This is a genomic window from Clostridium sp. CM039 (assembly GCF_055081075.1).
The window spans coordinates 951,723-978,268 of sequence record NZ_CM143649.1; the positions used below are offsets into that span (position 1 = coordinate 951,723).

Here is a 26,546-nt window from a genome sequence, read left to right on the forward strand (position 1 = left end):
TCTCACCCTCCTATTTTTTATCTTGAGTTAAAGGAATAATACCTATAACTGGTAACCCAGTTAATTTTTCTATGTCCTCTTGGCTTTTTACAGTGTTATCTAAGTACTCCAATAAAAATGCTATTCCAAGCGAAACCATTAGTCCAATAAAAAATGCAATTGCTATGTTTAACTTTGAATTTGGACTATCTGGTCTTGTAGGTTGTAGTGCTTCATCTAAAAGTTGTACATTATCCACTTTTTTGACATCGTTACTTATGTATTTTAATGACTTCGCTAACTGATTAGCAATGTTCATAGCTTCTTTGGGATCCTTAGATTTAACTGTTATCGTTAAAAATTCAGTATCTCCTTTAGGTGCTACTGATATCATTCCTTGAAGCTGATTAGGCTCTATATTTAACTTAAGTGCTTTAATGACATGTTCTGAAACTTTTCGTGATTTAGAAAATTCACTATAAGTTTTGACTAATTTTTGATACATAATTACATCATTATAACTATCCTGCGGCGCCGCAGATTTACTTTCTGGTTTTCCAATTATTACTGATATATCAGATTTATAACTAGGTGTAATAACAAAATAGCTTAAAACCCCACTAAGCACCGTTGCTCCTATTGTTACTAAAATTACTAATAGTAACCTCTTTTTTATAATATTAAAATACTCCACTAACTCCATTATTTACCCTCCGCCAATTGATTTTCTAGTTGCATTACAATTTCATCTTGTGGATCTATTTTTTTAGCCATATCTAAATGTATTCTCGCCTGCGCAAAGTTTTCAACATTTAAATAACACATAACAAGATTTGTACATATCTCTATAGACTTTGTAACCTCAAATGCTTTCCTAAAATATTGAATAGCTGCTTCGTAATTTTCAAGACAAGCATAGTTAATACCAAATTCATTTACTACCTCTATCAAATCGTTGTCAATTGCTTGTGCTTCGTTTAAATAGTATATAGCCTTCTCATAATTTTGTAAATTCCTGTATGCTACAGCAGTGTGATAATATATATCTGCTCTATCTCCTAATTGTTCCATTAAAGGAATAAAAATTTCAAGTGCACCTTTAGGGTTATTAGATACTAAATCTTTCGCTTTATGAAAATTTGTTATGGTTTCCAAATCGTTTTTAAGTTCAATAACAGCTTCCGTTTGTTCTCCACCATTTATAGTATAATTGCTTATTGCTATTAATGCTAATTCATGTTTACTTTCACTATTTAAAACTAGTGCCTCATATAAATATGGATTACTGTAATTAGTGATTTGTTTAGCTTTTTCTACAAGTTTTAGTTGCTCATCCTTGAATATACTATTTGTAGCTCTTAATTTATCAACTAACAAAAAAATCTTATCGTAATTATCTTTATTTTCTTCTATAGTTAACAATCCTTTTAAGAAGATAAATGCTTCTTCGTACTTTTCATTCTGAATTTCTTTAAATATCACGCCCTTAATAAATCCTATTGAATTTGGAATAGTATTTATAATTTGTTTATACTCTTTATTGTATTTAAAAAGTTCATCTGCTCCTAAAACATAGAACATCCCTTCTATAAATAGATTAACTGGTATATTATCGAAATCTTCTTTATTCTTTACTTTTTGGATTATCTCATTAGTTCTCACTGGGAAATATATGTCCTCCAAAATCACAAAATCATTAATTTTGCTGTCTTTTTTTATTTCTAGAAAAAGAAGAACTGATAATTTTTCAGAAAAATATGTTTTAATATCCATGATTACACCTTCCTACTGGTTTAAAAATTTATGCTACAAATGTTACTATTAATAATAATAGTATACTGAGGTTGTTTTGTAAACCATATAAAATCATAAAAATGAAAATTATGGTTTTTTATGCATTTAATAACTACCTACGATACGTTTTTAATTTATGCCTGCTTCATCAAATATTGACATAACATTTTCTTTTAGCTCAGTTATTTTTTTATATGTATTCTCTAATGAATTCCCTTTAACAGATAAATAAATTTTCATTTTTGGTTCAGTTCCAGAAGGCCTAACTACAAACCAAGAACCATCCTCTAAGACAAACTTTAATACATTTGATTTTGGCAATTTAATTATTTTTTCTTTATTTGTGATTAAATCCACTTCTAAACCAGCTCTATAATCCATTTTTTTTATAATTCTGTTATTACCTATTAAGCCATTCATTGAATGTCTTAAATGTTCTATTATATTACCTATTTTTTCTGCGCCATCTTTTCCTGCAAGTTCTATTGAAACTAAACCTTCCTCGTAGTATCCATGTTCTTTATAAATATCCATCAAAGCATCATACAAACTCATGCCTTTGTTTTTATAGTAGAGTGTCATTTCACAAATTAGCATTGCAGCTATTACTGCATCTTTATCACGCACAAAATTTCCTGCTAAATAACCAAAGCTTTCTTCAAAACCAAATATAAATTCTTTTTCACCCGCATTTTCAAACTCTTTAATTTTTTCTCCAATATATTTAAATCCTGTGAGTACATCTAACACTTCAACATTATATTTTTTCCCAATACTCTCTACCATATTTGTAGTAACAATAGTTTTTATTACTACGCCATTTTTAGACAACCCATTAGTTTCACTTAATGAACTTAAAATATAATTACTTAATAATACACCTGTCTGATTTCCTGTAAGAACCTTATACTTTCCTTCTTTGTCTTTAACTACTACTCCAATCCTATCGCAGTCAGGGTCCGTACCAAAAATAATGTCAGGATTAATGTCTTTTGCCATAATAAGCGCCAATTCAAATACCTTTGGTTCTTCTGGATTAGGATATGGCGCCGTAGGGAAATTCCCATCTGGCATTTCCTGCTCTTTTACAACAAATACATTATCATATCCTAATTCTTTTAAAACTCTCCTCACAGGTACGTTTCCAGATCCATGAATAGGAGTATAAATTATTTTTAAATCCTTGGCATATTCCTTAACTAGGTCTTTTCTCATAGTTAAATTTTTAACCTTATCAATGTATGATAAATAAAGATTTTCTCCAATTATTGTTAACATTCCATTGGTTTTAGCTTTATGAAACTCCATAGTTTTAACCTTAGAAAAATCTTTTATGCTAGCTGCACAATTTATAATTTGGCTTGCAGCTTCATCAGTGACTTGTCCACCATCATCTCCATAAACCTTATATCCATTGTACTCTTTAGGATTATGTGATGCTGTAATAACAATACCGGCTTTACTTTTTAGTGCGCGTACAGCATAAGATAAAATTGGAGTTGGTGTTAATTGTTCAAATAAATTAACGAAAATACCATTCCCACAAAGAGTTTCTGCAGCAGCTATTGCAAATTCCTTAGACATATTTCTTGAATCATACGCTATGCTAACTGATATATTCCCCTTATATCTTGAGTTCAAATAATCTGCTAACCCTTGAGTAGCTTTACCTATGGTATGTATATTCATTCTGTTTGTTCCTGCTCCAATTACACCTCTTAATCCCCCTGTACCAAACTCTAAATCCTTATAAAATCTATCTTCAATTTCTTTTTCATCTACTAATTGCTCTAGCTCTTTCTTTAATTTCAAGTCTATCAAATTAGAATTAATCCAACTTTTATACTTTTCTTTGTACATTTTATATTACCCTCCTTATATTCCCCTGAGGAAGCAAACAATTATTATCTTCCTTTCTATTCCTCCTAATCTATCTTTAGTCTATTATATTATACTATCAATGCATTACAAATAAAAGGCATTTTTTACAAATAACCCACTTTTTCATGTTTTCAATTACTGTATTTCTACTAAAAAGCTTAATTGCCTAGCATTTACGACATGATTATCTTTTATTTGAAGATTATAATTGCATTTATATATCTAATCATTTATAATTATAAATTGGCTGAATGAATATACTATAAAGAACAGTTTTAAAAATTTGGAACATTTAAATAAATAGACTAGGATATAATAGTCTAACATACTGACTCGTTATTTATTTAAATGTTTTCTAATATAAATTCTTTTGAAAGGGGTGTATAGATTGTATAGATTAAATCAAAATGAAACTCCACTATTTGATGCTCTAATGGAATATGTAGACAGAGAAACCTTACCTTTTCACGTACCTGGGCATAAAAAAGGAATAGGCGCTGATGAACAATTTAGAAATTTTATGGGGGAAAACCCTTTTAAAATTGACGTTACGGTTTTTAAACTTGTTGATAGTTTTCACCACCCAACTGGACCTATCAAAAAGGCACAAGAATTAGCAGCGGATGCTTATGGTGCTGATGCATCATTTTTCTCAGTACATGGAACTTCTGGCGCTATTCAAGCTATGATTATGTCTGTAGTTGGATCTGGTGATAAAATCATTGTACCTAGAAATGTACATAAATCCATAACTGGTGGTATCATTTTATCAGGTGCAGTTCCAGTTTATATGCAACCAGAACTAGATAAAAAAATAGGTGTTGCTCATGGAGTTTCACCAGAAACAGTGGAAGAAACCTTAAAGAATAATCCTGATGCAAAAGCTGTACTTATAATTAACCCAACATATTATGGAGTTTCCACTGATATTAAGAAAATTGCAGATATTGTTCATGAATACGATATTCCTTTTATAGTTGATGAAGCTCATGGCCCTCATCTTAATTTTAATAGCAAATTACCAATGTCAGCAATGGAAGCTGGTGCAGACATCTGTGCTCAAAGCACTCATAAAATTATAGGTTCATTAACTCAAAGTTCAATGCTACATGTTAATTCAAAGCGTGTTAACCCCGCTAGAGTTAAACAACTAATAAACCTAATGCACACAACGTCACCTTCCTACATTCTAATGGCATCACTGGATTGTGCTAGGAGACAAATTGCATTAGAGGGCACTCAGCTTTTAGAAAAAACTATTGATTTATGTAATTATGTAAGAAATGAAGTAAATAAAATCCCAGGATTTTATTGTTTTGGCGAAGAGGTTTTAGATGGTTTTGGTGCTTACGCTTTTGATCCAACTAAAATAACAATAACTTGTAGAGATTTAGGAATAACTGGTTATGACTTGGATATGATTTTATCTAACAAATATCATATCCAAATGGAATTATCTGATCTTTATAACATATTAGCCGTTGGTTCGTATGGAGATACAAAAGATGGAATGGAGCAATTACTTCAAGCTTTAGTAGAAATAAGCAATGAGTACTATGGCAAAGGCACAATAAAATCTGATTTTATTGATATTCCTAGTATTCCAGAGCAAGTTCAAATTCCACGCGAGGCTTTCAACAGCGTAAACACTGCTGTTGAAATCAAAAATAGTGTTGGTATGATAAGCGGAGAATTCTTGATGGCTTATCCACCTGGCATTCCAGTACTTTGCCCCGGTGAGAGAATAACTCAAGAAATCGTAGATTATGTTGAAAAATTAAAAAACACTGGATTATATGTTCAAGGAACTGAAGACCCTGAAGTTGAATATATAAAAGTTGTTAGAGAAGAAGATGCTGTTTATATAACTGTTGAATAGAAGAAAAAGAACTCCTAAATTAGGAGTTCTTTTTTCTTCTATTCAATTTTACTCTATAATCAACATTTGCTTTTTCAATAGTTCCTAAATACTTGAAATATTCAGTGTCTTGCATTTCACTTATTTTTTCACAGGTATTAACTGTTTTAATAAAATACTCCATAACATGAATTATCTTTTTTAAGGGTTCAGCTAATTTTTGATTAAGCCTAATGGACATTTGTTTTCTCTTATTTTCGGAAATTCTTTTAATATTTTCATAGCATTCGCTTGCAGAATATACCAATCTTATCTTTTGTAAATTTATGCTTAAGGCATCTCTGTATGTTGGCAATAATTCTTGCAACATATGTTCATTAAAATATTTTTTCTCCTCTTTAAATTCCTGAGATTTATCTATAAGTTGTTTTAAAGTTTCATTATTCTTTTTTCTAATATCAGGCAATTGAGTAACAATTTGTTTTACCTGCTCTGAGTCCACAACTCCTTCTTTAGTTAATAACTCTAAACCCTTAGCCACTAATTTATACTCTTTCTTATCCTTTTCAACTGTAGATTCATCTTGAAATGAATTTACTATGCATGCTCTGTTTTCTGTATTATAAAATATTTCTGAAAAATAAGCTAATTTCGCTAGTCTTTCTTGTAAAAATTTTTCAGTAGCAGTTTCATTTTTTTCATTAATATAAAGATATCCCAAATTTTCTTTACGAAAATTTCCGAACAATTTCTTAGAAAATACAATCTCTCTATATAATATATTATTATATTCTAAAGGGGTAGAGATCCTAACTACTTCACCTTTCTTTGTATATTGCTTTATATGCTCTAATATTTCTTTAGATGCTAGTATGTATATTGGCATTTTTATTCCTCCTTTGTTTTCTCATTTACGATTCTAAGGTTTTTACAAATGTTTTTGCCAATTTAACGACATTTCAGAAGGAAAGTCTCCTACTTCTATAAGTGGGAGTATAAATCTCCTTCTGAAGTTGTCGATGCATCTTCCTCGAAGCTGTGAAGCTCTGCAGGAGATGATTTAATCTACTAAAAGGAGTAGAGAATTAAAAAGATCACAATATTTCAGTGACCTTTTAATAAATTTAATATAAAATTCTATTATTAACATTTTGTATAGATTTACACCCTGTAAGCACCATAGCTGATTTTAATTCACCTCTAAGGTAATCAATATAAGATTTTACGCCTTCAGCCTTGCCTCCAAATGATGCGGTTACAAATGGCCTCCCAATAAGTACCGCGTCTGCACCTAGTGCTAGCATTTTAAGTATATCTGCTCCACTTCGAACTCCACCATCAGCTAAAATAATTACTTTACCCTTAACTTCCTTCGCAATTTCCGTAAGAACATCTGCTACACCCGGGGTTTGGTCTAATACTCTCCCACCATGATTTGACACTACAATTGCGGATACCCCTGCATCCACCGCAAGTTTTGCTTCGTCTGCTGTCATTATTCCTTTTAAAATAAATGGAAGCTTCGTTGATTCAACAATTTCTTTAATCTCTTCTACGGTTTTAGGCATAACTGGTTTGCCATGAAGTGCTAACGTAATAAGACCGCAAGCATCTATATCCATACCTATAGCAAATGCGCCTGCTTTTTCTGCTAATTTAATTTTTTCTATAACGTTTGCATTTTCCCAAGGTTTTATTATTGCAATGCCGTTTCCACCCTGTTTTTCTAATTCACAAAGATTAGTTGTAAAAAAAGAATCTACAGCAGTATCTCCCACCATTGGGATTATACCACCCTTAAGGCATCCACTAATAACCCAAGATATATATTCTTCTTCACTAAATTTACCACCCATGTTTAAAGTAGTTCCAGATACGGGAGCTGCAAATACAGGTATATCCATTTTTCTTCCAAATAATTCTATAGAAGTATCTGGATTTTTTGCATCATGTATAGTTCTCATATTAAGTTTATAAGCTGCCAGTGACTCTATATTAATTTTAAAAGCATCCCCTGTTCCTTTTCCGCCCATTCCAGGTACCTCTCCAGCACAAGCTACTCCATTACATATAGGACAAACTCTACAGCTTTTGTTTAAATTCCCTCTAGCATCTTTTAAAACATCTTTATAATTCATTTTATTTCCCCCTTAGTTATAATCTAAATCATCTAGATTTTCTTCTGTAAAAACTTTTATACCCCTGGATAATAATAACTCCGCAGTAACTCCATTACCTTTTTTTTTGGTTCCACTAAAAGTTCCATCGTATATTTGGGGAGTTCCACAAGAAGGACTTCGTGCTTTTAAAATAGCAATACTAGCTCCAACGTTTTGTGCAATTTCAAGAGTTTCATAAGCCCCTTTTATAAACTTTGCAGTTACATCATCATCCTCTGGCCCAAGAATTCTAGCTTTACCTTCTAGCACATCTCTACCATTCCCGTTTACAATTTCATGAGGAGCCCTAGGGGTTTCTTGTCCCCCTAACTGTTCTGGGCAAACAGGCATAACTTTTCCTTCTTTCAATAGTTTAAGCACCCTTAAATCTAAATTATTGCCACCATTATATTTACAATTAACTCCACATAAACAAGCACTTGCAATAATCATATCATAACCATCCTTTATTTTAGTTCTACTACAGTAACTCCACTACCGCCTTCACCGTAATTTCCCAATCTATATGTTTTAACATGGCCATGCCTCTTTAACATATCTGTAATAGCTTTTCTTAAAACTCCTGTCCCCTTGCCATGAATAATGGTAGCTTCTTTAAGTCCTCCTAAACAAGCTTCATCTAAATATTTATCAACAGTATAAAGAGCTTCCTCCGAATCCATACCTCTTAAATCTACAGAAGTTGACACACTTCTTATATTTAGCTTCATTTCTCTCTTAATTATCTTTGCCTTTTTCTTATCTTCCTGCGTAAGCTTTGATTCTCTCAGATCACCCACTTTGACATTTATCTTCATAATGCCAGCTTGAACCTGCACCTCACCCTTTTTATCAGGTTTTGAGATTACAATAACCTTTTGGTTAAGAGATGGTAAATATACTTCCTGACCTTGTTTTACATTTTTTAATTTTTCTCCTAGTTCGTCATTGCTTTTTTCTACATGTCTATCTAATGTTTCAAGCTTATTTTTAATTTTCATTCTTTCCTCTTCAAGCTTTTGCCTTGCTTCAGAGGAATATCCAAGCTTTTCAAGTTGTCTCATGTTTTTAAGAATGACATCTGATTCTTCCTTGGCATCTTTTATAAGTCTCTTTGCTTCCCTTTGAGCTTCATACATTGCATTTTCTCTAATGTTTTCAAGTTTATATAATTTTTCCTGGTATTTGTCTTTTAACTTACTAGCTTCTAGCTTCAAAGCTTCAGCTTCCCTAGCATCACGCTCTGCCTTTATGCTCTTTTCTTGCAAACTTTGAACTAATTCTTCAAACTCTAATGTATCTTTAGAAATATTCTCTTTTGCATTTTTAATAATGTAATCTGGGAGACCTAGTCTCTTAGATATTTCAAAAGCATTTGATTTACCTGGTACTCCAATTATCAGTCTATATGTTGGGCTTAACGTGTCTACATTAAATTCTACAGAAGCATTTTCAACCCCTGTAGTTTTTAAAGCATATCCTTTTAATTCACTATAATGGGTAGTCGCAACTACTTTTGTACCTCTTGCCCTTAAATTTTCGAGAATCGAAACAGCAAGTGCTGCTCCCTCTGTAGGATCTGTTCCAGCTCCTAATTCATCAAATAGAGCTAGAGATTTTATATCTGCTTTTTCAATTATATTTACTATATTTGCCATATGGGAAGAAAAGGTAGATAAGCTTTGCTCTATGCTTTGCTCGTCACCTATATCTGCGAAAATCTCATGAAAAAAGCTTACCATGGACCCTTCTCTAGCTGGAATTAAAATCCCACTCATAGCCATTAACTGAATTAAGCCTACAGTTTTTAAAGTTACTGTTTTACCCCCGGTATTGGGTCCTGTTATTACTAGTGAAGTAAATTCTCCTCCTAAATAAATATTACTAGGTACTACAACCAACGGATCTATCAAAGGGTGCCTTGCTTCAATTATATCTATTACTCCCTCTTCATTAACCCCTGGAATAATAGCATTAATTTCTATTGCATACCCTGCCTTTGCAAAAATAAAATCTAATTCCCATACTATATTTGCATTGTTACCAACAATATTTATATTTTCATATATCTTATAGGATAATTCAGCCAAAATTCTTTCAACCTCAGCCTTTTCCTTTAGCATAATTTCCTTAATTTCATTATTTAGGTTCACTAAACTCATTGGCTCAATGAATAGTGTAGCCCCTGAAGAACTCTGATCATGCACAATTCCTGGCACACTACCCTTATGTTCTATTTTAACAGGAATTACGTATCTATCCCCTCTTATAGTATAAAGGCTTTCTTGAAGATATTTTGCATTTGATCTAACTAGTGAAGTTACCTTATCTTTTACTGAAGCATTTTTCTCTTTTAAAGATTTCCTTAAGCTAAAAAGCAAACTACTAGCCCTATCAGAAATTTCTTCATCACTAATTATTGCTATAAAAATTTCATCTTCTAATTTTTTTATTGGGACAATCCCTATACATATATCTTCTAAAACTCTAGAGGACTGCTCATCTGACTTGTTACCAACATAATTTTGAAATAATCTAGCACACCTAAGCATTTGCGCTATCCTCAAAAGCTGCGTTGGCATAAGTGATGCTGCTTTTGATGCCCTTATTATTGCAGATCGAACATCATATATACCTTCAAATGGTGCACTTCCTTTTTTTGATAAAAGCAGTAATGCCTCATTAGTTTCCTGTAAGTGTTCTTTTACTTCATAAATATTAGTGTAAGGCTCCAAACCCTCTATAAGGTCTTTACCTGCCGTAGTGTGCGTGTATGCTTTGATTTTTTCTTTAATTTTATAGTATTCTAAAACCTTTAATGATTTTGTATTCATAATAATTCACCATCTTTCCTTTGTTAAAAAATTTAAAAGCCTACTATTATTTATTCGACTCCTCTTTTATAGTGCCCTCTAGTATAATTTTTAAATTCTCCTTGCCATTCTTTATTGATATAATTTCTAAGAACCTCTATAGTTTCCTCATAATTTTCATGGATAAAATCTAATCTAAAAGAGGAAATATTATTTTTCTTTATTTCATCCATATTTGAGATCAAATTCACAGGCACATTGTTATAAATATAGCTTCTACAATATTTGTCAGTATCAATACTAAATTCTGCGCCCATTCTATCTTTAAGTGTATACAATCCTTTGATGCATTTCTCTTTGCAGGTATTATTATCACTCTTGTTTCCAAAAACGCTTCCTATAGCACAATATTCACTAACCATAAGCTCATATTTTCCGTAAATCATAATTTGCAGTGGCAAAGAACTTTTAGTTGCAATTTTCTTGATTTCCATTTGGTTTAACTCAGCACTAATACAAGTTCCCGTTAGAAAATCCTTGTAAAAATCTCCTGCATAGCTATTAAAAATATTCAATTTATAATCCCCAATTACAGTGATTTTTTTATAAAATCTACTAATTATTCCTAGATTAGCAGTAATAATACCTTTTAATTTACCTAAGTTATTCTCAATAAATTCACAAATACTTTCAAATTCTTCTTTGATAATATTGGGAGCCTTAAAATAAATATTTACATCATACTCATTAAAGTTGATGTTACATCTTCTCATAAAAGGATTTATAGCAATATTATCAAAACCCATTTCAAGTACCGCTTTTAATTGCTCTTCATTTGTTACATATATAAGTGTCTCAGGTATAATGTTATTTTTATTCTCATTAAATTCTAAATAATTCTTTTCTCCCTGTAGGCTAAGTCCTTTATTGTAATTAATCTGCACATTATTTTTTTCTCTTTTATATTTTGCTATTATATAATTTTGAACGTCATCTATTAATTCTCGCCTAACTAAATTCAATGTTGCCATTGGCACAAAACCTTCTTCAAAGCTTTCAAAATTCACTTCATTTATTTTGAAAGGAGTATCTCCTGTTTTAGATAGATTTTTGGTTATACGTTCTCTTTCAAGTGGTTTATTTAAAGCTTCTTGAACAATATCTCCCTTAACATTAAAGCCTTTTCCCATATAACTTGTACTTATACTTAAAGGCTTATTTGTGGCGAACTCAATCGAAAGATTTATTTCTATTTTCCTCTTAAATTTATCCTTATACCTATTTGAAAGATCATCCATTAACTTAACATCAGAAATTTTGTATAAAAAGTCTCCAGCTTTAAATTTAGCTGGTTTTAATAAAACTCTATCGGAGGTCACTGCATTTTCGACCTCTATTCCATTCTTTATTATTTTTGAAATAGCAAACCCATCCTCTAAAAACATTACACCATCTTTTAATGCTACATTCTCTAAAAGTGTTACTGACAAATCATCATTTGCGATGCCTATTGGTAGCCCAGAATTTTTAGGCACTTTATATGCCATCATATCTTTTCCTTTATTACCATATAGGTAAGCTTTTGAAAACCCTTCTCTATTAAATAATTGTGTTAAAACTTTAGTATCCTTATCTAATTTTTGTATTTTATTATTACAAATATTGTCCAGCGCTCGTCTATATATTTCCACAACACCTGCAACATATTCCGGTTTTTTCATTCTTCCTTCAATTTTTAGTGAAGACGTGCCACTTTTAGCTATATCTTTTAAGTTTTCTATTGTACAAGTATCTTTAGGGCTTAAAAGGTATGCCTTATACATTTTGTCAGTGTTTTTATCTGTTAGTGTATAAGGTAATCTGCAGGGTTGAGCACATCTGCCCCTGTTTCCACTCCGCCCTCCAATAATACTACTCATAAGACACTGTCCCGAATAACATATGCATAAAGCTCCATGAACAAAAACTTCTGTTTCCACTTTTAAAGTGTTAGATATGTAATCAATTTCTTTTAAACTAAGCTCTCTTGAGAGAACTATCCTAGTAAATCCCATCTCTTTTAAAAACAAGGCAGCTTCGCCATTATGAATCGTCATCTGTGTGGACGCATGAAGCTCAAAATCAGGAAAATTATTTCTTATTAAGTATATTAATCCTGTATCTTGAACAATCAGTGCATCTACTCCTACACTATATAAAAAGCCTACATACTCCATAATTTCTTTTAATTCGTTATCCTTTAGTAATGTGTTTAAAGTAACATATACTTTAACTCCATAAATATGACAGTAATCTACTGCCCGAGCGAGGTTCTCATTATCAAAATTAAAAGCATAAGCTCTTGCTGAGAATTTACTTCCTCCTATATAAACTGCATCTGCCCTCATTTGCACTGCTGCATATACGCTTTCCATACTTCCAGCAGGGGCTAGTAATTCAATCTTTTCCATTTACATCTCTCCTAATTAGTGTTGTAAGTCTTATTATACAGTAAATGTTGTCATCAATACAACAAAACCTCCACTGGATTTCCAGTAGAGGTTTCAATACTTATTTAATTATAATAGACTTAAGAAACTTCCATTCATTAAAATTTTATGATTGTAATTTCCAAACATATTCCCCTAATTTATTAACATATCCAATTCTTTTACCTAATTCAACCCTTGCAATTCCACCAATAAATTCATATGCTTCTTCAAAACTTGGCTCTATAACTATTTCCCCAACGCAATCTATGTAACCCCACTTTTCTCCTATTTGAGCTGCTATTAAACCTTCACTCATAATATCTACATCTTCAAACTTAGTGGGTATTATAATGCTTCCATTTTTATCAATGCAACCATATTTTTCATTCTCACAAATTACAGCTATGCCTTCATAGAAACTATCTGCCCATTGAAACTTAGGTTTTATAATAAGCTCGCCGCTGCAATCTATATAGCCGTATTTTTCCCTCATTTCAACTGGTGCGAGTCCATCATTGAACTCCCCACAAACATTATATCGAAGGGGTATAATTATTTCTCCCTTATTGTTTATATAGCCATACTTTCCATTAGCGCAAACAGATGCCATCCCATCGTTAAATGCATGGGCATACTCATAGATCGCATCTATTATAACTTTTCCATATTTATCAATATAGGCTATTCTACCACCTATTTGCACTGCTGCTAACCCTTCACTAAAGTCGCTTGCATCTAAAAAGTTTACCGGCACTATTTCCGTACCTTCAGCATCTATATATCCCCACATATATCCATTCTTTACTGCTGCTCTTCCCTCCATAAAGTAGTTAGCTTCATCATATTTAGGCTCAACGATAATTTCACCGTTTAAATTAATATAGCCTTTCTTTCCTTCCAACTTTATTACTGCAGATCCTTCGCTAAACTGTTGAACTTCATCATATTTAGGTTCTATTACAACCTCTCCAGCTTTATTAATAAATCCATACTTTTCCTCTATTCCAATTATGGCTAGTTCGCCTTCAAACTCCTCAGCATAATTATATTTACATTCTATAACTACATTGCCTTCCTTATCTATATACCCATACCTTTTTTTTGATTTCACAGGATATAATGTTTTCTCATTCTTCATACTATAACTTCCTTTCTTATATATATCTATAAAATAATGCTCACAGGACAATGATCCGATCCTAAAACATCATTTAAAATATTAGCTTCTTTTAATTCACTTACTAACTCCTCAGTTACAAAAAAATAGTCAATTCTCCATCCTACATTTTTTTCTCTAGCCTTAAATCTATAACTCCACCAAGAATATTTGGTTTCTGCCCCGTGGAGATATCTAAAAGTATCAACATAACCATATGATATAAATTTATCCATCCAAGCTCTCTCTACCGGTAAGAACCCTGAATATTTTTCGTTTGCTTTTGGATTTTTAAGATCTACTTCTTTGTGTGCAGTATTGTAATCCCCACAAATAATTAATTTTTTCCCTTTTAGTTTAAGCGTCTCACAGTAGGAGAGCAGTGCATCATAAAAGTCCATTTTATAATTTAACCTTTCTTCGTCTCTCTGCCCATTAGGAAAATATATGTTAAATAGAGTAAACTTTTCAAACTCAGTTATTAATATTCTGCCTTCACTATCAAATCTTTCTATTCCAATACCGTACGTAACAGATATTGGTTTTTCCTTAGTGTAAGTAGCTACACCACTATACCCCTTTTTCTCCGCACACGAAAAATATGAGTAATAACCTTTTATATTTTTAAGCTCCTCAACTATTTGGTTTTCTTGGATTTTAGTTTCTTGAACACATAAAATATCTGGCTGTTCTTCTTTAATCCATTCAATAAATCCTTTATTTTTTATAGCTCTTATGCCATTTACATTCCATGAATAAATTTTCATAAAAAAACCTTCCTTCTACAGTTATTTCATACAAGTGCATTACCTATATAATTTTCATATATTCTTTATTTAATATATCATATTATTGAATATTATTGAATTATTTATTTAGCTATGCCTATCAACAAGTATTATATCCTAATTTCGCTATAATTAAATCATCTCCTGCGGAGCTGCAACAGCTTCACAGAAGCTGCATTGACGACTTCAGAAGGAGATTTATACTCCCACTAAAGTTTTCTATTTGTTAGGTTATGTAACTCCCGCTTATAGAAGTGGGAGACTTTCCTTCTAAAATGTCGTTAAAAATTGCTTTTTAGTAAAAATACACACAATTACTATCACCTTTATGATTAAATCTGAATATTATTATAATGAAAGGGGGTTTATACATGAATTCTATAGAAAGATATGTTGGAAGCAAAGAAGAGTTTTACTTTTTCCTAAAAGATGAAGTTATAAGATTATTCAAAGACAAACTCAAAATAGACGGAACCCGTGTTTTAATACCTGACAATGAAGAATTAGGTTATGAATTTAAATTTGTTAGGGACGAAAATTATGGTGATTTCTCAATTAAAGTTAAATGGGGACAAAAACCAGAAAAAAACGAAGATTTCGAAGAAAATTTCCAAGAAAATTTTCAAGAAGACTCCGAAGAAGATTCAAAAATGATTATAGATAAACATTTTACCATGAATAACTATTAAATTATTTATCAACTAGTATGTTTATATAAAATTTTTCTTTTCCTCAATTTAACGACTTCAGCTCCGCAGGAGCTAATTTAAGCAAATTCATTATTTTTTTGATATTTAATAAAAACACTATATTGTATATTTACAATATAGTGCTTTATTACATATTATTAAAACTTTACATTTAAGCAGATAATTCATCTTTACTATCCGTCTTAATATTTTTCTTTAATCTAACATTGGGTTCAGTCGGCAATTTAAATAATGGTATAAATCTATCTAGTCCTGTTATAGTAAGTAGTAATAATGAACCTACTGCCACCATAGCCATAAAGTTATATCTTATTATATCAAGAGGTACAAACTTGTGAAGTGGATAAACTGATGAAGCTATCCCCATATAAAAAGCTATATATACATGCCATGGAATAAGCTGTGACCCAAATACACCAAGCGCATCACCGAAAGTAGCATTTCTTAAACGTAATGTATACATATCTTCTTCGCTACCCTCTACGTTATCTTCAAGTAAATTTTTGATTATTGGTCCAACTGTTACTATTTGTGCCATTTCATCTGCTAATGCAGCATTACCTAAAATTGACAACATTCCATTCCAAAACATAAGTTGGCGTACATTTTTTGAAATTTTAGAAACTAATCTTGATAACGGAGCAAATGCATCCATTTTACCCATGATGCCTCCAAAGGCACCAACCCACATCATCATGACAATAACCCATGAACCTGCATCTGCGAAACCTATTTTCATTAATCCTAAAAATTGAGGTACAGATTCTACTGTTCCCGCTGTCAATCCAAGGATTAAAGATGTTATTATTCCAAGCCCTAAACATGCAAGTGTTGGAAGTCCTTTAATTGCTACTACAAGTACAACCAATAATGGAATTACCATATAATATGGAACCCCGGTTTTAACTTGATTTAAAAGTTCAACTGCTGAAGGTCTAGCTTTTTCAAGTGATACCCATACATCTTTTGGAATTTTATCTATTGCATCCGCTGCATTACCAATTACTGTTGGAAGTCCCATTCCAACGCTTACAGCATAGAACATAATTGCAGTTATTGTTAAACATATTAGTGACCAAACACCTTGATGCCTTATTCTATCAATAACTTCCACTTTTTGAATACCTGAACTTACGACCGTTGTGTCAGAAATAAGCCCTATATTGTCTCCAAAACAAGCTCCACCAGCAATTGCTGCTGTAGTAAGTAATAAATTTCCTCCTACTATATGGTTTAGCCATAGAAAAATCGGAGCACAAGCTGCAAAGGTTCCCCATGAACTACCAGTTGCAACTGAAAGCACTGCCGTTACCATAAATCCTGTTACAGCTACAGTTCTAGCTGTTAATCCAAGTGTTAATGAGAAATTAATTATTGATGCACCCACTCCTGTTGACATAAAAGCCTCTGCCATTGCATAAGCTGCCATCAGTATAAAGAAAACTAATTGCATTTCTTTTACGTTATCCACCGCACCATCAACAATGTCATTAAATTTAAATTTACATACTAATGATGCTATTATAGCTGCGTAAATAGTTGCTATTGGTGCCGCTAGTAATGCATCCATTTTAGACATCATTAATCCTGCCATTAAAAATACTGGTGATATTTTTAGTAAAGCGTTTAAGAAGCCAATCATGTATAAGTCCCCCTTTTTTGATTCCGTTTACATAAATAATAGAATATGTATATAATATATAATGTACACACTTTCTTGTGTACATTATATATTATATATTATATTAGTTCAATTGTTTTTTATTTAGTAATTTAATACATATATATATATATAATATAGCAGGTTATGTTATAATTAAATTAGATTTTTTAATCTTATTATAAAACGAATATATTAAAATTAAGAGGTATAAAATGAGCTTTAATAAATTCCCGAAAATCTTTAAATATATGTATGAATTACATCGTAGAAACTTTAAATTGTACTTCAATCCCATTAGTGTGCCATCGTATGAGCCCGTAGTAACAAATTCTATTCATTGGGTAGGCCATGCTACTGTAGTTATTAATTTAAGTGGTAAGGTTATAGTAACTGACCCTGTAACTAGTATATATCTTGGTCAATTAAAAAGATTAGTTAAACCATCTTTAAACTTAGCCTCCATTAATATTGATTATATATTGCTGTCTCATGGTCATATGGATCATATGAATTACTCCACTCTAATGAAACTAAATAAAAGTGCTATAATTATTGCTCCTAAAAACCTAAAGGTTCCTTTAAAACTTTTAGGTTTTAAAAGTATAATTCTTCTAAACAATGATGAAACGTATAATGATAATCACATAAAAATAAAGGCTTTAAAAGCAAATCATGATGGTAGACGTTATCCTTGGGGAGCTGAAGCTGAGAGCAATTCCTATATAATTGAAAGTAGTTCAAAAAAGATTTTTTTTGCTGGTGATACTGCATATACTGATACATATAAAAATTTAATAGCAGATGTTGCTATCATGCCTGTAGGCTGCTATAAACCTGATGAGTTTCAAGAAATGCATTGTACTCCTGAGCAGAGCTTTAAAATGTTTAAAATGACAGAAGCTAAAATCATGATCCCAGTTCATTATAAAACCTATATTTTAGCTCAGGATGAAGATGAGGTTACCTGTGATACTTTAAAAAGAATAAATGATGGAAGCATAAAAATTATTGATATCGGTCAAACTGTAAAATTATAATGATTTAAACAAAATAAAAAACAGGCACTAGAACTTTCAAATAAGTCTAGGCCTGTTTTTTTATAAACAAGAAGTTATATTTATGATATCTTTAATTAATTAACTATAACTTCTTAATCCGGTAGATAGATAAATCTTAAAATAAATAACGCTGCAAGCACATAAACTATTGGATGAACTTCTTTCCTTCTTCCTGTGCTAACCTTAAGTATAGGGTAAAATATTATTCCCGCCGCTATACCATTAGCTATGCTATAGCTAAAAGGCATTATAGCCATAGTAAAAAAAGCTGGAAGTGCTTCTGTAAAATCATCAAAATCTAATTTAGTAACTGCACCCATCATAAGGACTCCAACCATTATAAGCGCAGGTGCTGTTGCTTCTGGTGGCACTATCCCAACTATACCTGCAAAGAATAAAGAGAATAGAAATAAAACGCCTACCACGCAAGATGTTAACCCAGTTCTTCCTCCTTCAGCTATGCCCGCAGTAGATTCAACATAAGTTGCCATAGTGGGTGTACCAATACAGGCACTTATAGTTGTTGCGATAGCATCTGATAAGAGCGCTTTTCTCATATTTCGAACTTTTCCATTTTCATCTAACATCTGGGCTTTTTCTGCTGTTCCAACCAAAGTACCAATTGTATCAAATAAGTCTACTAAACTAAAAGTTAAAACCACCATAATTATGCTAGTTATCGCTCCTATAACACCTGTTCCTCCAGCTCCTAAAAGACCCTTAAAGTCAAAAGCCATAAAAGTTGGAGCAATGGATGGTGGTGTACTTAAGAGCTTTATTCCAGCTAAATTTGTTATACCCATAGGTATTCCAATTATTGTCGTTGCGATTATTCCAATAAGCATAGCTCCTCTTACATTTCTAGCCATTAAAATTGCTGTTATAATTATACCGATAATTGTAAGAGCAGCGTGTGGATTTGTGAATTCACCAAAACTTATAAGAGTTCCTGGATTCGGAACTACTATGCTTCCAGTTTTAAAACCTATTAACGCAATAAATAATCCTATACCACCGCAAATAGCTATCTTGAGATTTGCTGGTAGCGCATCTACTATTTTTTCGCGTATTGAAGTAACCGTAATTATTATAAATAAAATTCCAGAAATAAATACAGCTGCTAAAGCCTGATTCCAAGTATAGCCGAGTGTTAAGCATACACTATATGTAAAGAAAGCACATAATCCCATACCTGGTGCAATTGCAAAAGGTAAATTTGCATAGGTACCTATTAAAATAGTACCAATTCCAGAGCCTACACATACTGCTGTAAAAATTGCTCCTACCACAGGGTCATTTGTTGCTGTAAAAACTGCAGCACCATCGCCCTTTATTCCAGGAAGATTCATACCACTAAACTTTAAAATATTAGGAATTACTAATATAGTATATGCCATAGTAATAAAGGTAGTAACACCCGCTAATATTTCGGTCCTAACGTTTGAATTATTTTCTTTGAGTTTAAAAAATGATTGCAAAAATGATTTCATGCCATTTCCTCCTAGGTAAAATATAATGTTGAATTTATAAATCCTTATTAAGCAAAAAAAAAATGCCCATGGAAAGGATTAATCCACGGGCATAATTTCAGTAAAAATCTTTACTTATAGGATTAATCCATAGTTAGAAGGTTAATGGCCTTCTAGTAGAAACTCTTGAACCTTATTATCAAGATTATACGGATTATTATTATTCATTTTTCAAAATAATAACATTCATTTCTACATAAGTCAACATTTTTTTCGTTTTTTCACTAAAAATCCCAATATTATTTCCCCATAGCAAGATACTACTTAATAAATTTATTCAGTTAAATCATCTCCTGCGGAGCTGCATTATTAAACAAATAGATCTTCAATTTCATTTTGGCTCATCTGAGAAAGAAATAATTCTGCTCCTGTTTCATCATTAATAACGCTTTCAACAATTTCTTTTTTCTTTTGTTGCAACTTAAATATTTTTTCTTCTATAGTCCCTCTTGCTATTAATTTTATCACCTCTACTGTCTTCTTTTGCCCAATTCTATGAGCCCTATCTGTAGCTTGAGACTCCACAGCCGGGTTCCACCAAGGGTCAAAGTGTATTACCATATCTGCACCTGTAAGGTTTATACCCGTACCCCCAGCTTTAAGAGAAATTAAAAATACCTGTGTGTCTCCTTCATTGAAGGTTTTTACCATTTCTACTCTTTTTTCTGCCTTAGTAGAGCCATCTAAATACATGTACTTTATCTCTTTAGGATCTAACCTCTTAGAAATGTTTTTAAGCACCCTAGTAAATTGAGAAAATATTAATATTCTATGACCTTCTTCTAAGCTATTTCTTAAAATTTCATCTAGAGCTTCCATTTTACCGCTACCCCCAACATAGTCCTCTATAAAAGTAGAAGGGTCGCAACATATCTGTCTTAGCCTTGTTAAAATTGACAGTACTTTAAACTTGCTTTTATTAAACCCTTTCGCCTTAATATCTTCTTCTAGTTCTCCCTTTGCATCCTTTAAATAGGCTAAATACACCTTTTTCTGCTGCTCCGTCATTTCTACTGAAATTCTATGTTCTATTTTAGAAGGCAAATCTTTTGCAACCTCTAATTTAGTCCTTCTAAGTATAAATGGTTTTACATGATTATTTAGTTCTTGTAGCGCTTCATGACTTCCATCCTTCACAATTGGCGCTTCGTATTTTTTTGAAAAAGCACTATGATTTAAAAGATAACCTGGCATTATAAAGTCAAAAATTGACCAAAGCTCCGTAAGAGAATTCTCAATAGGCGTTCCTGTAAGTGCGAATTTACTTATAGCATTTATACTTTTCACAGAATGTGCATTTTGCGAATTAAAATTCTTAATATACTGTGCCTCATCTAAGAAACAATATCTAAATTTTATCTTTTGATAGTCCTCAAGGTCTCGCCGTATAAGTGCATATGATGTAATAATCACATCAGTCTCATCAATGCTTTGTTTTTGTTGCACTCTTTGACTTTTATTTCCGGATATTACTATACAATTTAGTGATGGTGCAAATTTTTCTATTTCATCCTTCCAATTGTATACAACCGACGTAGGGCATACTACCAGGGATGGTTGCTTATTTTCATTTTCCTGCACTTCTGATTGAATAAATGCTATAGCCTCAAGTGTTTTACCCAGCCCCATTTCATCCGCTAGTATCCCTCCAAATCCACAACTTGCAAGCGTTTTTAACCACTTAAACCCCACCTTTTGATAATCTCTCATTATACTATCTAAGGTTTTAGGAACTATTACTTTCAATTCTCTAATATCCTTAACAGTATTAACTAGGTCTCTAAATTTTTTATTTGTATTCACAAAATCCATTTGTTCTCGTTTTAATTTTTCTTCTATATATATGGCATTATATTTTGAAAGTAGAATTTTATTCTTCGCAATATCGCTATCCTTTATATTTAGATACTCTATCATTTGAGCAACTTTTAATAAATTATTTGAATCTAATAAAACAAAACTGCCGTTTTTAAGCCTATGATACTTTCTTTTTTCTCTTAAAGCTGAGAAAACATTACTGAGTTCAGTATTATCTACCCCCTCAATGCTAAAGCTGAATTCTAAAAGATTATCCTTATTAAGCTTTATATTCGACTTATATCCAGCATTTCCGTGCACCTTAATCTTCTTGAATTCTTCAGAATAATATACCTCCGCCACTTGCTGAAGCTTTTCCAGTCCTGAAACTAAAAACTCTAGAAGCTTTGCTTCATCTCGAATATCAAACCCCTTATTTGTACTAACAAAACCAAATTCAAGAAATTGATTTATGATACCCATTTCCTTCTCTATGTCTCTTATAAGTACTCTTCCCTCTTGTGCTTTGTTTTCTTTACTATTAAAAGGATTTATCTCAACCTCTCCATACTTGAAAGTTATGAACACCTCTACATTTTTAGACTTTTTTTCAAAATGAACAACCGCCTTAAGCTCTTCTATATAAAATTCTTTTTCTAATGATGTGTCTATGGCAACTCTATCACTTATCTTGTTTAAAGTTGGAAGTACAAATGATGCTACATCATCTTTCTCTTGTTCATAAAATTCTATGCAATTATTATTTTCCTCTTTAAATCTATTATAAAAAGGTAAATATGCGTCCCTTTGAGCAATAGGTGGCTGATATATTTCACCTTTATAGAAAAAGAATTCCCCATCATTGCTTATTGCAATAGGCATATCTTCTTTTTGCTGAAGTATAAATTTACTATCTTCTCTATTGATTTCGAATTCTAAGGGCATGGCTTTCTGCCTTATGTGTACATTAGTAAACGTTTCGCCTTTTATTACCACAGTTAGATCCCTATTGTATAAGCATTTAAATAACCTTTTAACCATGCTATCTGTAAAATAAGCTTTTTTACCAGACAGAAATTTCACTGTATTTCCCTTATATGTATTTGCAGCCCCAGCCACCGCTTCAAGTTCACTCGCTTCTTTAAAAAGTTCTATGATATTTAAATCACCTTCTTTAAATGAGTGCAAATAGGGATTGTATGTAAATTTTTTCCCAAACTCCATAGACTCAAAACTTTTATTATAGCAAATAAAAAATTCTTTTATGTTTTTAACTACGTATTGCTTATCCTCTCCAACCTTTAGACTCACAAAAGATTTTCGGTTATCACTATTAGGATCATGCTCATATTTTACATCTACATTTAGATATGATTTTATCCTTTGATCACCATTTATACTTTTAGTTATTTGTTTAATTAAACTATTTGTTTTAGCCATTCTTTTTGCTTTAATAATTTCGTCTTTCTCATAAAAATACTTTAATAATGTAGCCACTACATGCTTGCACATGCTCACCTCTCCATAATAACTATAACAATCATTACATTGACAATGATAACTTATAAAAGAATTACTATTATTAAAACTTGTGTCTACTTTATACCGAGTGAAATTTGTTGACTCCACATCTGAAGTTATCTTAGTTTCCCTGTAATCTTCCCGCTTCTTTATTTCTATATCAATATGCTTAACCTTATTACTTAAATAATACTCTGTTCCACTTTTATAAGAATCTTTATCACTGTGTTCTCGTATAATCTCTTCATTAATAGCAATCAAAAGTTTCACCCCATCGAGTTTTTTCTATTTTTATATATTATAAATTCCAGAATGTGTTACCATTATAAACTATACGCACGCCCATATTTTTCAACCAAATAAATTCAAAATACATTGTAAAAAAGCACACTCAAAGGATTAAATGAGCGTGCCGGAATTTTTCCATTTATATTGTTTAATAATAACGAATATTTTTACATTTTTTGAACATTAATAGCTTGAGGGCCTTTAGGTGCATCTACAACATCAAATTGCACTTCTTCTCCCTCATGTAAATCCTTTCTTGGCCCTTGTTCTTTTATTGCTAAATGATGAACAAATACATCTTCACCCTCTTGAGCGGATATAAATCCATATCCTCTTTCAACATCATACCACTTTACTATACCTGTTTTCATATATTTCCCTCCTTGTCCTTCTCTGAAGTACAAAACAATTCAAAGTTTAAATATAGTATTAACTATAAATGTCTAACTAATACTTTTTATTATGCCTAACTTCTTCATCTAACAATATAATTATTAATATTATTTCAAGGAAAAAATATACAAAAAAATAACTCCAGCAAAATAAACATTATGCTAGAATTATTTATATTCATCATGATAATATATTTGGCTGAGATGGCAGGATTTGAACCTGCGGATGCCAGAGTCAGAGTCTAGTGCCTTACCGCTTGGCTACATCCCAATAAAAAAAAGTGTTAATGGTGACTCCTAGGGGAATTGAACCCCTGATCCCACCGTGAGAGGGTGGTGTCTTAACCGCTTGACCAAGGAGCCTTATTAGTAATTAACACTACGAGATCTAGTATACTTCATTATGTAGTATAAGTCAACTATATATAAAAAATAAATTTCCAATTAATTATTTATGTGAATATGCCTTAATAAAAGATAGGGTATACAGTTTTGCTGCACACCCTATCTAATTTTAACTTATAAGTTTTTTTCGTATTGTTCTACCATTAATTTAACCATTTGTCCACCAACTGAACCACATTGTCTTGATGTTAAATCTCCATTATAGTCCGTAAAGTTTACTCCTAATTGATTTGCTGTTTCCATTTTGAATTTGTTTAATCCTGCTTTTGCTTCTGGTACTAAACTCCTGTATGACATACTATGTGCCTCCTTTAAGTTGATTTTTTGTTATATTAATATAATGTACATATTTAATATATTTTATAACAGCGTTTTGATGGGCACAAAGGTAAAAAAAGTATAGCAAGTAATAGCTATACTTTTAAATATTATTTTCTATAAGAATCATCGATGTTATCATTTGTTTTATATACTTTTCAAAATTTTATTAATATCTTCACTGACTTTTATTCTATTCTCATATACCCATTGTTCATCAAAATTTAATTTAAAAACTTTTGAGAAGGAATAATAAATATTTAGTTTTTGGTAGTAAAGCTCTAATTCATAAAGATCCTCTAATAGACGCTGTGGTTTTGAGATAATCTCTCTTTTAGTTATAAACAATTCATCTACATATTTTAAAAACGCATTCATCATCTTATCATTAGATACATCAAAAGGAATTTTTAGTAGTCTCCATTGAATTCTTTCTTCCAATTTGTAACTCCTTAAATTATCTAATACCACTAAATACTCGCTTATATCCATTTTTCTATAAAAAGGTGTTTTTTCTTCTTTTGTACTCCATAACGCTAATTTCTCTCTAAGAGAAAGCGAACTGATTTTTAATATAGCTTCACTTGGGCCTATTACTCCTTTTTCTATAGTTGCATCCCTTGTATCTAAACTTTCTCTTATAAAATCTTGAGAATCGCCATAAGATGCTACATATCCAACCTCATATATCCCTTTTCTACCTGCCCTTCCCGCGATCTGTTTCACTTCTTGAGAAGTTAAATACCTTATCTCATTACCATCAAATTTTTTAATATCCATAAATATTATTCTTTTTATAGGAAGATTAACTCCCATACCTATTGCATCAGTAGATATTAAAATTGTGCTTTCCTTGTTAATAAACTGATTGTACTGTTTTTTTCTAACTTCTGGCGGTAAATCTCCATAGATTAAACTTACTTTTATACCTAGGTTTGAGTAATGATAAGCTAGTTCTAATACTTTCTTCTTCGAAAATGTAACAAGCGCATCACCCACCTCAATACTTTTATATACAAAAGATTTATTTTCCATTACAAGAGGGGTATCCCTTTTATACTCTATAATCTCGTACTCCTCAGAGCAATCCTCTATTATTTTTATTAGCAATTCTTTCGCATTCGTAGCCCCGCAAATGTGTATCTCTTTACTTTTTAATCCTAAAACAGCTCTTGTCCAGGCAGCTCCCCTCCGGTCATTATCTATCATTTGAATTTCGTCTATAATACCAACTTCATATTCCTCATTTATATTTAATTTTTCTATAGTACAACATACATGAGCTGCATCTTCAATGATTATTTCTTCTTCTCCAGTTGCAAGATTACATTTTACACCTTCTCTATTTAATCTTTCAAAATTCTCAAGTGCTAATATTCTTAAGGGAGAAAGGTAAATTCCTTTTGTTGCCTCTTTAAGCCGCATCATTGCATTATATGTTTTCCCAGTATTAGTTTCACCTAAATGGAGATAAAATTTTCTTTTAAATTTTCTTGATCCCTCATATTCATTTTTAGGATTAGTTGGAAACACGCGTTCAAACTCACTAGATATAATCTCAGGAATATGCTCCGTTATTAACACACTTATAATTCCTGATTTTAAATAGCTTTCACCCTTGTCCTTTAAAATGTTCTCAAAATTAAAATCTGTATTATTTTTCTTGTTATAGTCCTCAACAAGCCTTATTGATATATATTTAAGTAATGCTGAATAATTTTCATGAACCCTTTTATAGTCTTTAAAATTTTCTTTCTTAAACTCATTTAATTCCTTTAGTTTCTTTCTTACAGCAGCTTCATGTTCCCATAGTACATTTGACTTAGTATGCTTTACTATTTCTTCAATCTGAGCAAATTGACTTTTTATTTTTTTAAAATTCCTTTCTATAGCTCCTTGTTTCATTTTGTTTCCTCCAATATTGACTTTTTATTTATTTCCATGTGGCTTATTGTTCTATTTTCTC

19 protein-coding genes, 2 tRNA genes and 1 riboswitch are annotated in these 26,546 nt (G+C 31.5%); of the genes, 3 read left to right on the top strand and 18 right to left on the bottom strand.

The window, feature by feature from the left end:
* Window positions 1-10: 10 nt before the first annotated feature.
* From ACWJJ2_RS04525 to ACWJJ2_RS04535, 3 genes are all read right to left on the bottom strand, one after another.
* Entirely contained in the window at window positions 11-682 is a 672-nt protein-coding gene (locus ACWJJ2_RS04525; RefSeq protein WP_165413614.1) for a YveK family protein, read from the bottom strand.
* Window positions 682-1,752, bottom strand: coding sequence for a tetratricopeptide repeat protein (locus ACWJJ2_RS04530; RefSeq protein ID WP_462953903.1), 1,071 nt, complete (start codon window positions 1,750-1,752; stop codon window positions 682-684). Before ACWJJ2_RS04530 ends, ACWJJ2_RS04525 begins: the two co-directional genes overlap by 1 nt.
* Before the next feature lie 150 nt (window positions 1,753-1,902).
* The gene (locus tag ACWJJ2_RS04535) at window positions 1,903-3,633 is read right to left on the bottom strand and encodes a phospho-sugar mutase (protein WP_220286808.1); all 1,731 of its coding nucleotides are present in this window, start codon (window positions 3,631-3,633) and stop codon (window positions 1,903-1,905) included.
* 409 nt (window positions 3,634-4,042) lie between these two features.
* Between ACWJJ2_RS04535 and ACWJJ2_RS04540 the strand changes: the two genes are divergently transcribed.
* Window positions 4,043-5,533, top strand: a complete 1,491-nt coding sequence (locus tag ACWJJ2_RS04540) for an aminotransferase class I/II-fold pyridoxal phosphate-dependent enzyme (protein WP_165413611.1) — start codon at window positions 4,043-4,045, stop codon at window positions 5,531-5,533.
* Window positions 5,534-5,552: 19 nt separating this feature from the next.
* Here the strand turns inward: ACWJJ2_RS04540 and ACWJJ2_RS04545 are convergent, their stop codons facing one another.
* The 7 genes from ACWJJ2_RS04545 to ACWJJ2_RS04575 form a co-directional block, all read right to left on the bottom strand.
* On the bottom strand, window positions 5,553-6,398 hold the full coding sequence (locus ACWJJ2_RS04545) for a hypothetical protein (protein WP_462953904.1): 846 nt from the start codon (window positions 6,396-6,398) through the stop codon (window positions 5,553-5,555).
* A gap of 238 nt (window positions 6,399-6,636) precedes the next feature.
* Entirely contained in the window at window positions 6,637-7,650 is a 1,014-nt protein-coding gene (locus ACWJJ2_RS04550) for an alpha-hydroxy-acid oxidizing protein (RefSeq protein ID WP_462953905.1), read from the bottom strand.
* Between the two features lie 12 nt (window positions 7,651-7,662).
* Window positions 7,663-8,124 (bottom strand): 2-thiouracil desulfurase family protein, encoded by a 462-nt coding sequence (locus ACWJJ2_RS04555; protein WP_165413608.1) that lies wholly within the window; start codon window positions 8,122-8,124, stop codon window positions 7,663-7,665.
* 14 nt (window positions 8,125-8,138) lie between these two features.
* Complete coding sequence (locus ACWJJ2_RS04560; RefSeq protein ID WP_462953906.1) at window positions 8,139-10,505, bottom strand: endonuclease MutS2; 2,367 nt, start codon at window positions 10,503-10,505, stop codon at window positions 8,139-8,141.
* Window positions 10,506-10,555: 50 nt separating this feature from the next.
* Window positions 10,556-12,934 (bottom strand): U32 family peptidase, encoded by a 2,379-nt coding sequence (locus ACWJJ2_RS04565; RefSeq protein ID WP_462953907.1) that lies wholly within the window; start codon window positions 12,932-12,934, stop codon window positions 10,556-10,558.
* A 145-nt stretch (window positions 12,935-13,079) separates the two neighbouring features.
* Complete coding sequence (locus tag ACWJJ2_RS04570; protein ID WP_216303559.1) at window positions 13,080-14,093, bottom strand: WG repeat-containing protein; 1,014 nt, start codon at window positions 14,091-14,093, stop codon at window positions 13,080-13,082.
* Between the two features lie 26 nt (window positions 14,094-14,119).
* The gene (locus ACWJJ2_RS04575) at window positions 14,120-14,878 is read right to left on the bottom strand and encodes an exodeoxyribonuclease III (RefSeq protein WP_216303560.1); all 759 of its coding nucleotides are present in this window, start codon (window positions 14,876-14,878) and stop codon (window positions 14,120-14,122) included.
* Between the two features lie 392 nt (window positions 14,879-15,270).
* Between ACWJJ2_RS04575 and ACWJJ2_RS04580 the strand changes: the two genes are divergently transcribed.
* Window positions 15,271-15,588, top strand: coding sequence for a hypothetical protein (locus ACWJJ2_RS04580; RefSeq protein ID WP_220286805.1), 318 nt, complete (start codon window positions 15,271-15,273; stop codon window positions 15,586-15,588).
* 172 nt (window positions 15,589-15,760) lie between these two features.
* On the opposite strand, the gene ACWJJ2_RS04585 is transcribed toward ACWJJ2_RS04580, so the two are convergent.
* Window positions 15,761-17,251, bottom strand: coding sequence for a Na+/H+ antiporter NhaC family protein (locus ACWJJ2_RS04585; protein ID WP_462953908.1), 1,491 nt, complete (start codon window positions 17,249-17,251; stop codon window positions 15,761-15,763).
* Between the two features lie 233 nt (window positions 17,252-17,484).
* Between ACWJJ2_RS04585 and ACWJJ2_RS04590 the strand changes: the two genes are divergently transcribed.
* Complete coding sequence (locus ACWJJ2_RS04590; RefSeq protein WP_462953909.1) at window positions 17,485-18,309, top strand: MBL fold metallo-hydrolase; 825 nt, start codon at window positions 17,485-17,487, stop codon at window positions 18,307-18,309.
* A 113-nt stretch (window positions 18,310-18,422) separates the two neighbouring features.
* Here ACWJJ2_RS04590 and ACWJJ2_RS04595 read toward each other — a convergent pair whose 3' ends face one another.
* The 7 genes from ACWJJ2_RS04595 to ACWJJ2_RS04625 all read right to left on the bottom strand — a co-directional run bounded on the left by ACWJJ2_RS04595 (window position 18,423) and on the right by ACWJJ2_RS04625 (window position 26,485).
* Window positions 18,423-19,820 (bottom strand): NCS2 family permease, encoded by a 1,398-nt coding sequence (locus ACWJJ2_RS04595; RefSeq protein WP_462953910.1) that lies wholly within the window; start codon window positions 19,818-19,820, stop codon window positions 18,423-18,425.
* A gap of 110 nt (window positions 19,821-19,930) precedes the next feature.
* A riboswitch (purine riboswitch) is annotated at window positions 19,931-20,032 on the bottom strand.
* Window positions 20,033-20,168: 136 nt separating this feature from the next.
* Entirely contained in the window at window positions 20,169-23,435 is a 3,267-nt protein-coding gene (locus ACWJJ2_RS04600) for an SNF2 helicase associated domain-containing protein (protein ID WP_462954311.1), read from the bottom strand.
* A gap of 197 nt (window positions 23,436-23,632) precedes the next feature.
* The gene (locus ACWJJ2_RS04605; protein ID WP_216303566.1) at window positions 23,633-23,836 is read right to left on the bottom strand and encodes a cold-shock protein; all 204 of its coding nucleotides are present in this window, start codon (window positions 23,834-23,836) and stop codon (window positions 23,633-23,635) included.
* 217 nt (window positions 23,837-24,053) lie between these two features.
* Window positions 24,054-24,128 (bottom strand) — tRNA-Gln (locus tag ACWJJ2_RS04610).
* 17 nt (window positions 24,129-24,145) lie between these two features.
* Window positions 24,146-24,220 (bottom strand) — tRNA-Glu (locus tag ACWJJ2_RS04615).
* 156 nt (window positions 24,221-24,376) lie between these two features.
* The gene (locus tag ACWJJ2_RS04620) at window positions 24,377-24,559 is read right to left on the bottom strand and encodes an alpha/beta-type small acid-soluble spore protein (RefSeq protein ID WP_216303567.1); all 183 of its coding nucleotides are present in this window, start codon (window positions 24,557-24,559) and stop codon (window positions 24,377-24,379) included.
* A gap of 168 nt (window positions 24,560-24,727) precedes the next feature.
* A complete protein-coding gene (locus ACWJJ2_RS04625; protein WP_462953911.1) occupies window positions 24,728-26,485 on the bottom strand; it encodes a helicase-related protein in 1,758 nt (585 codons plus the stop codon).
* Window positions 26,486-26,546 lie beyond the last annotated feature (61 nt).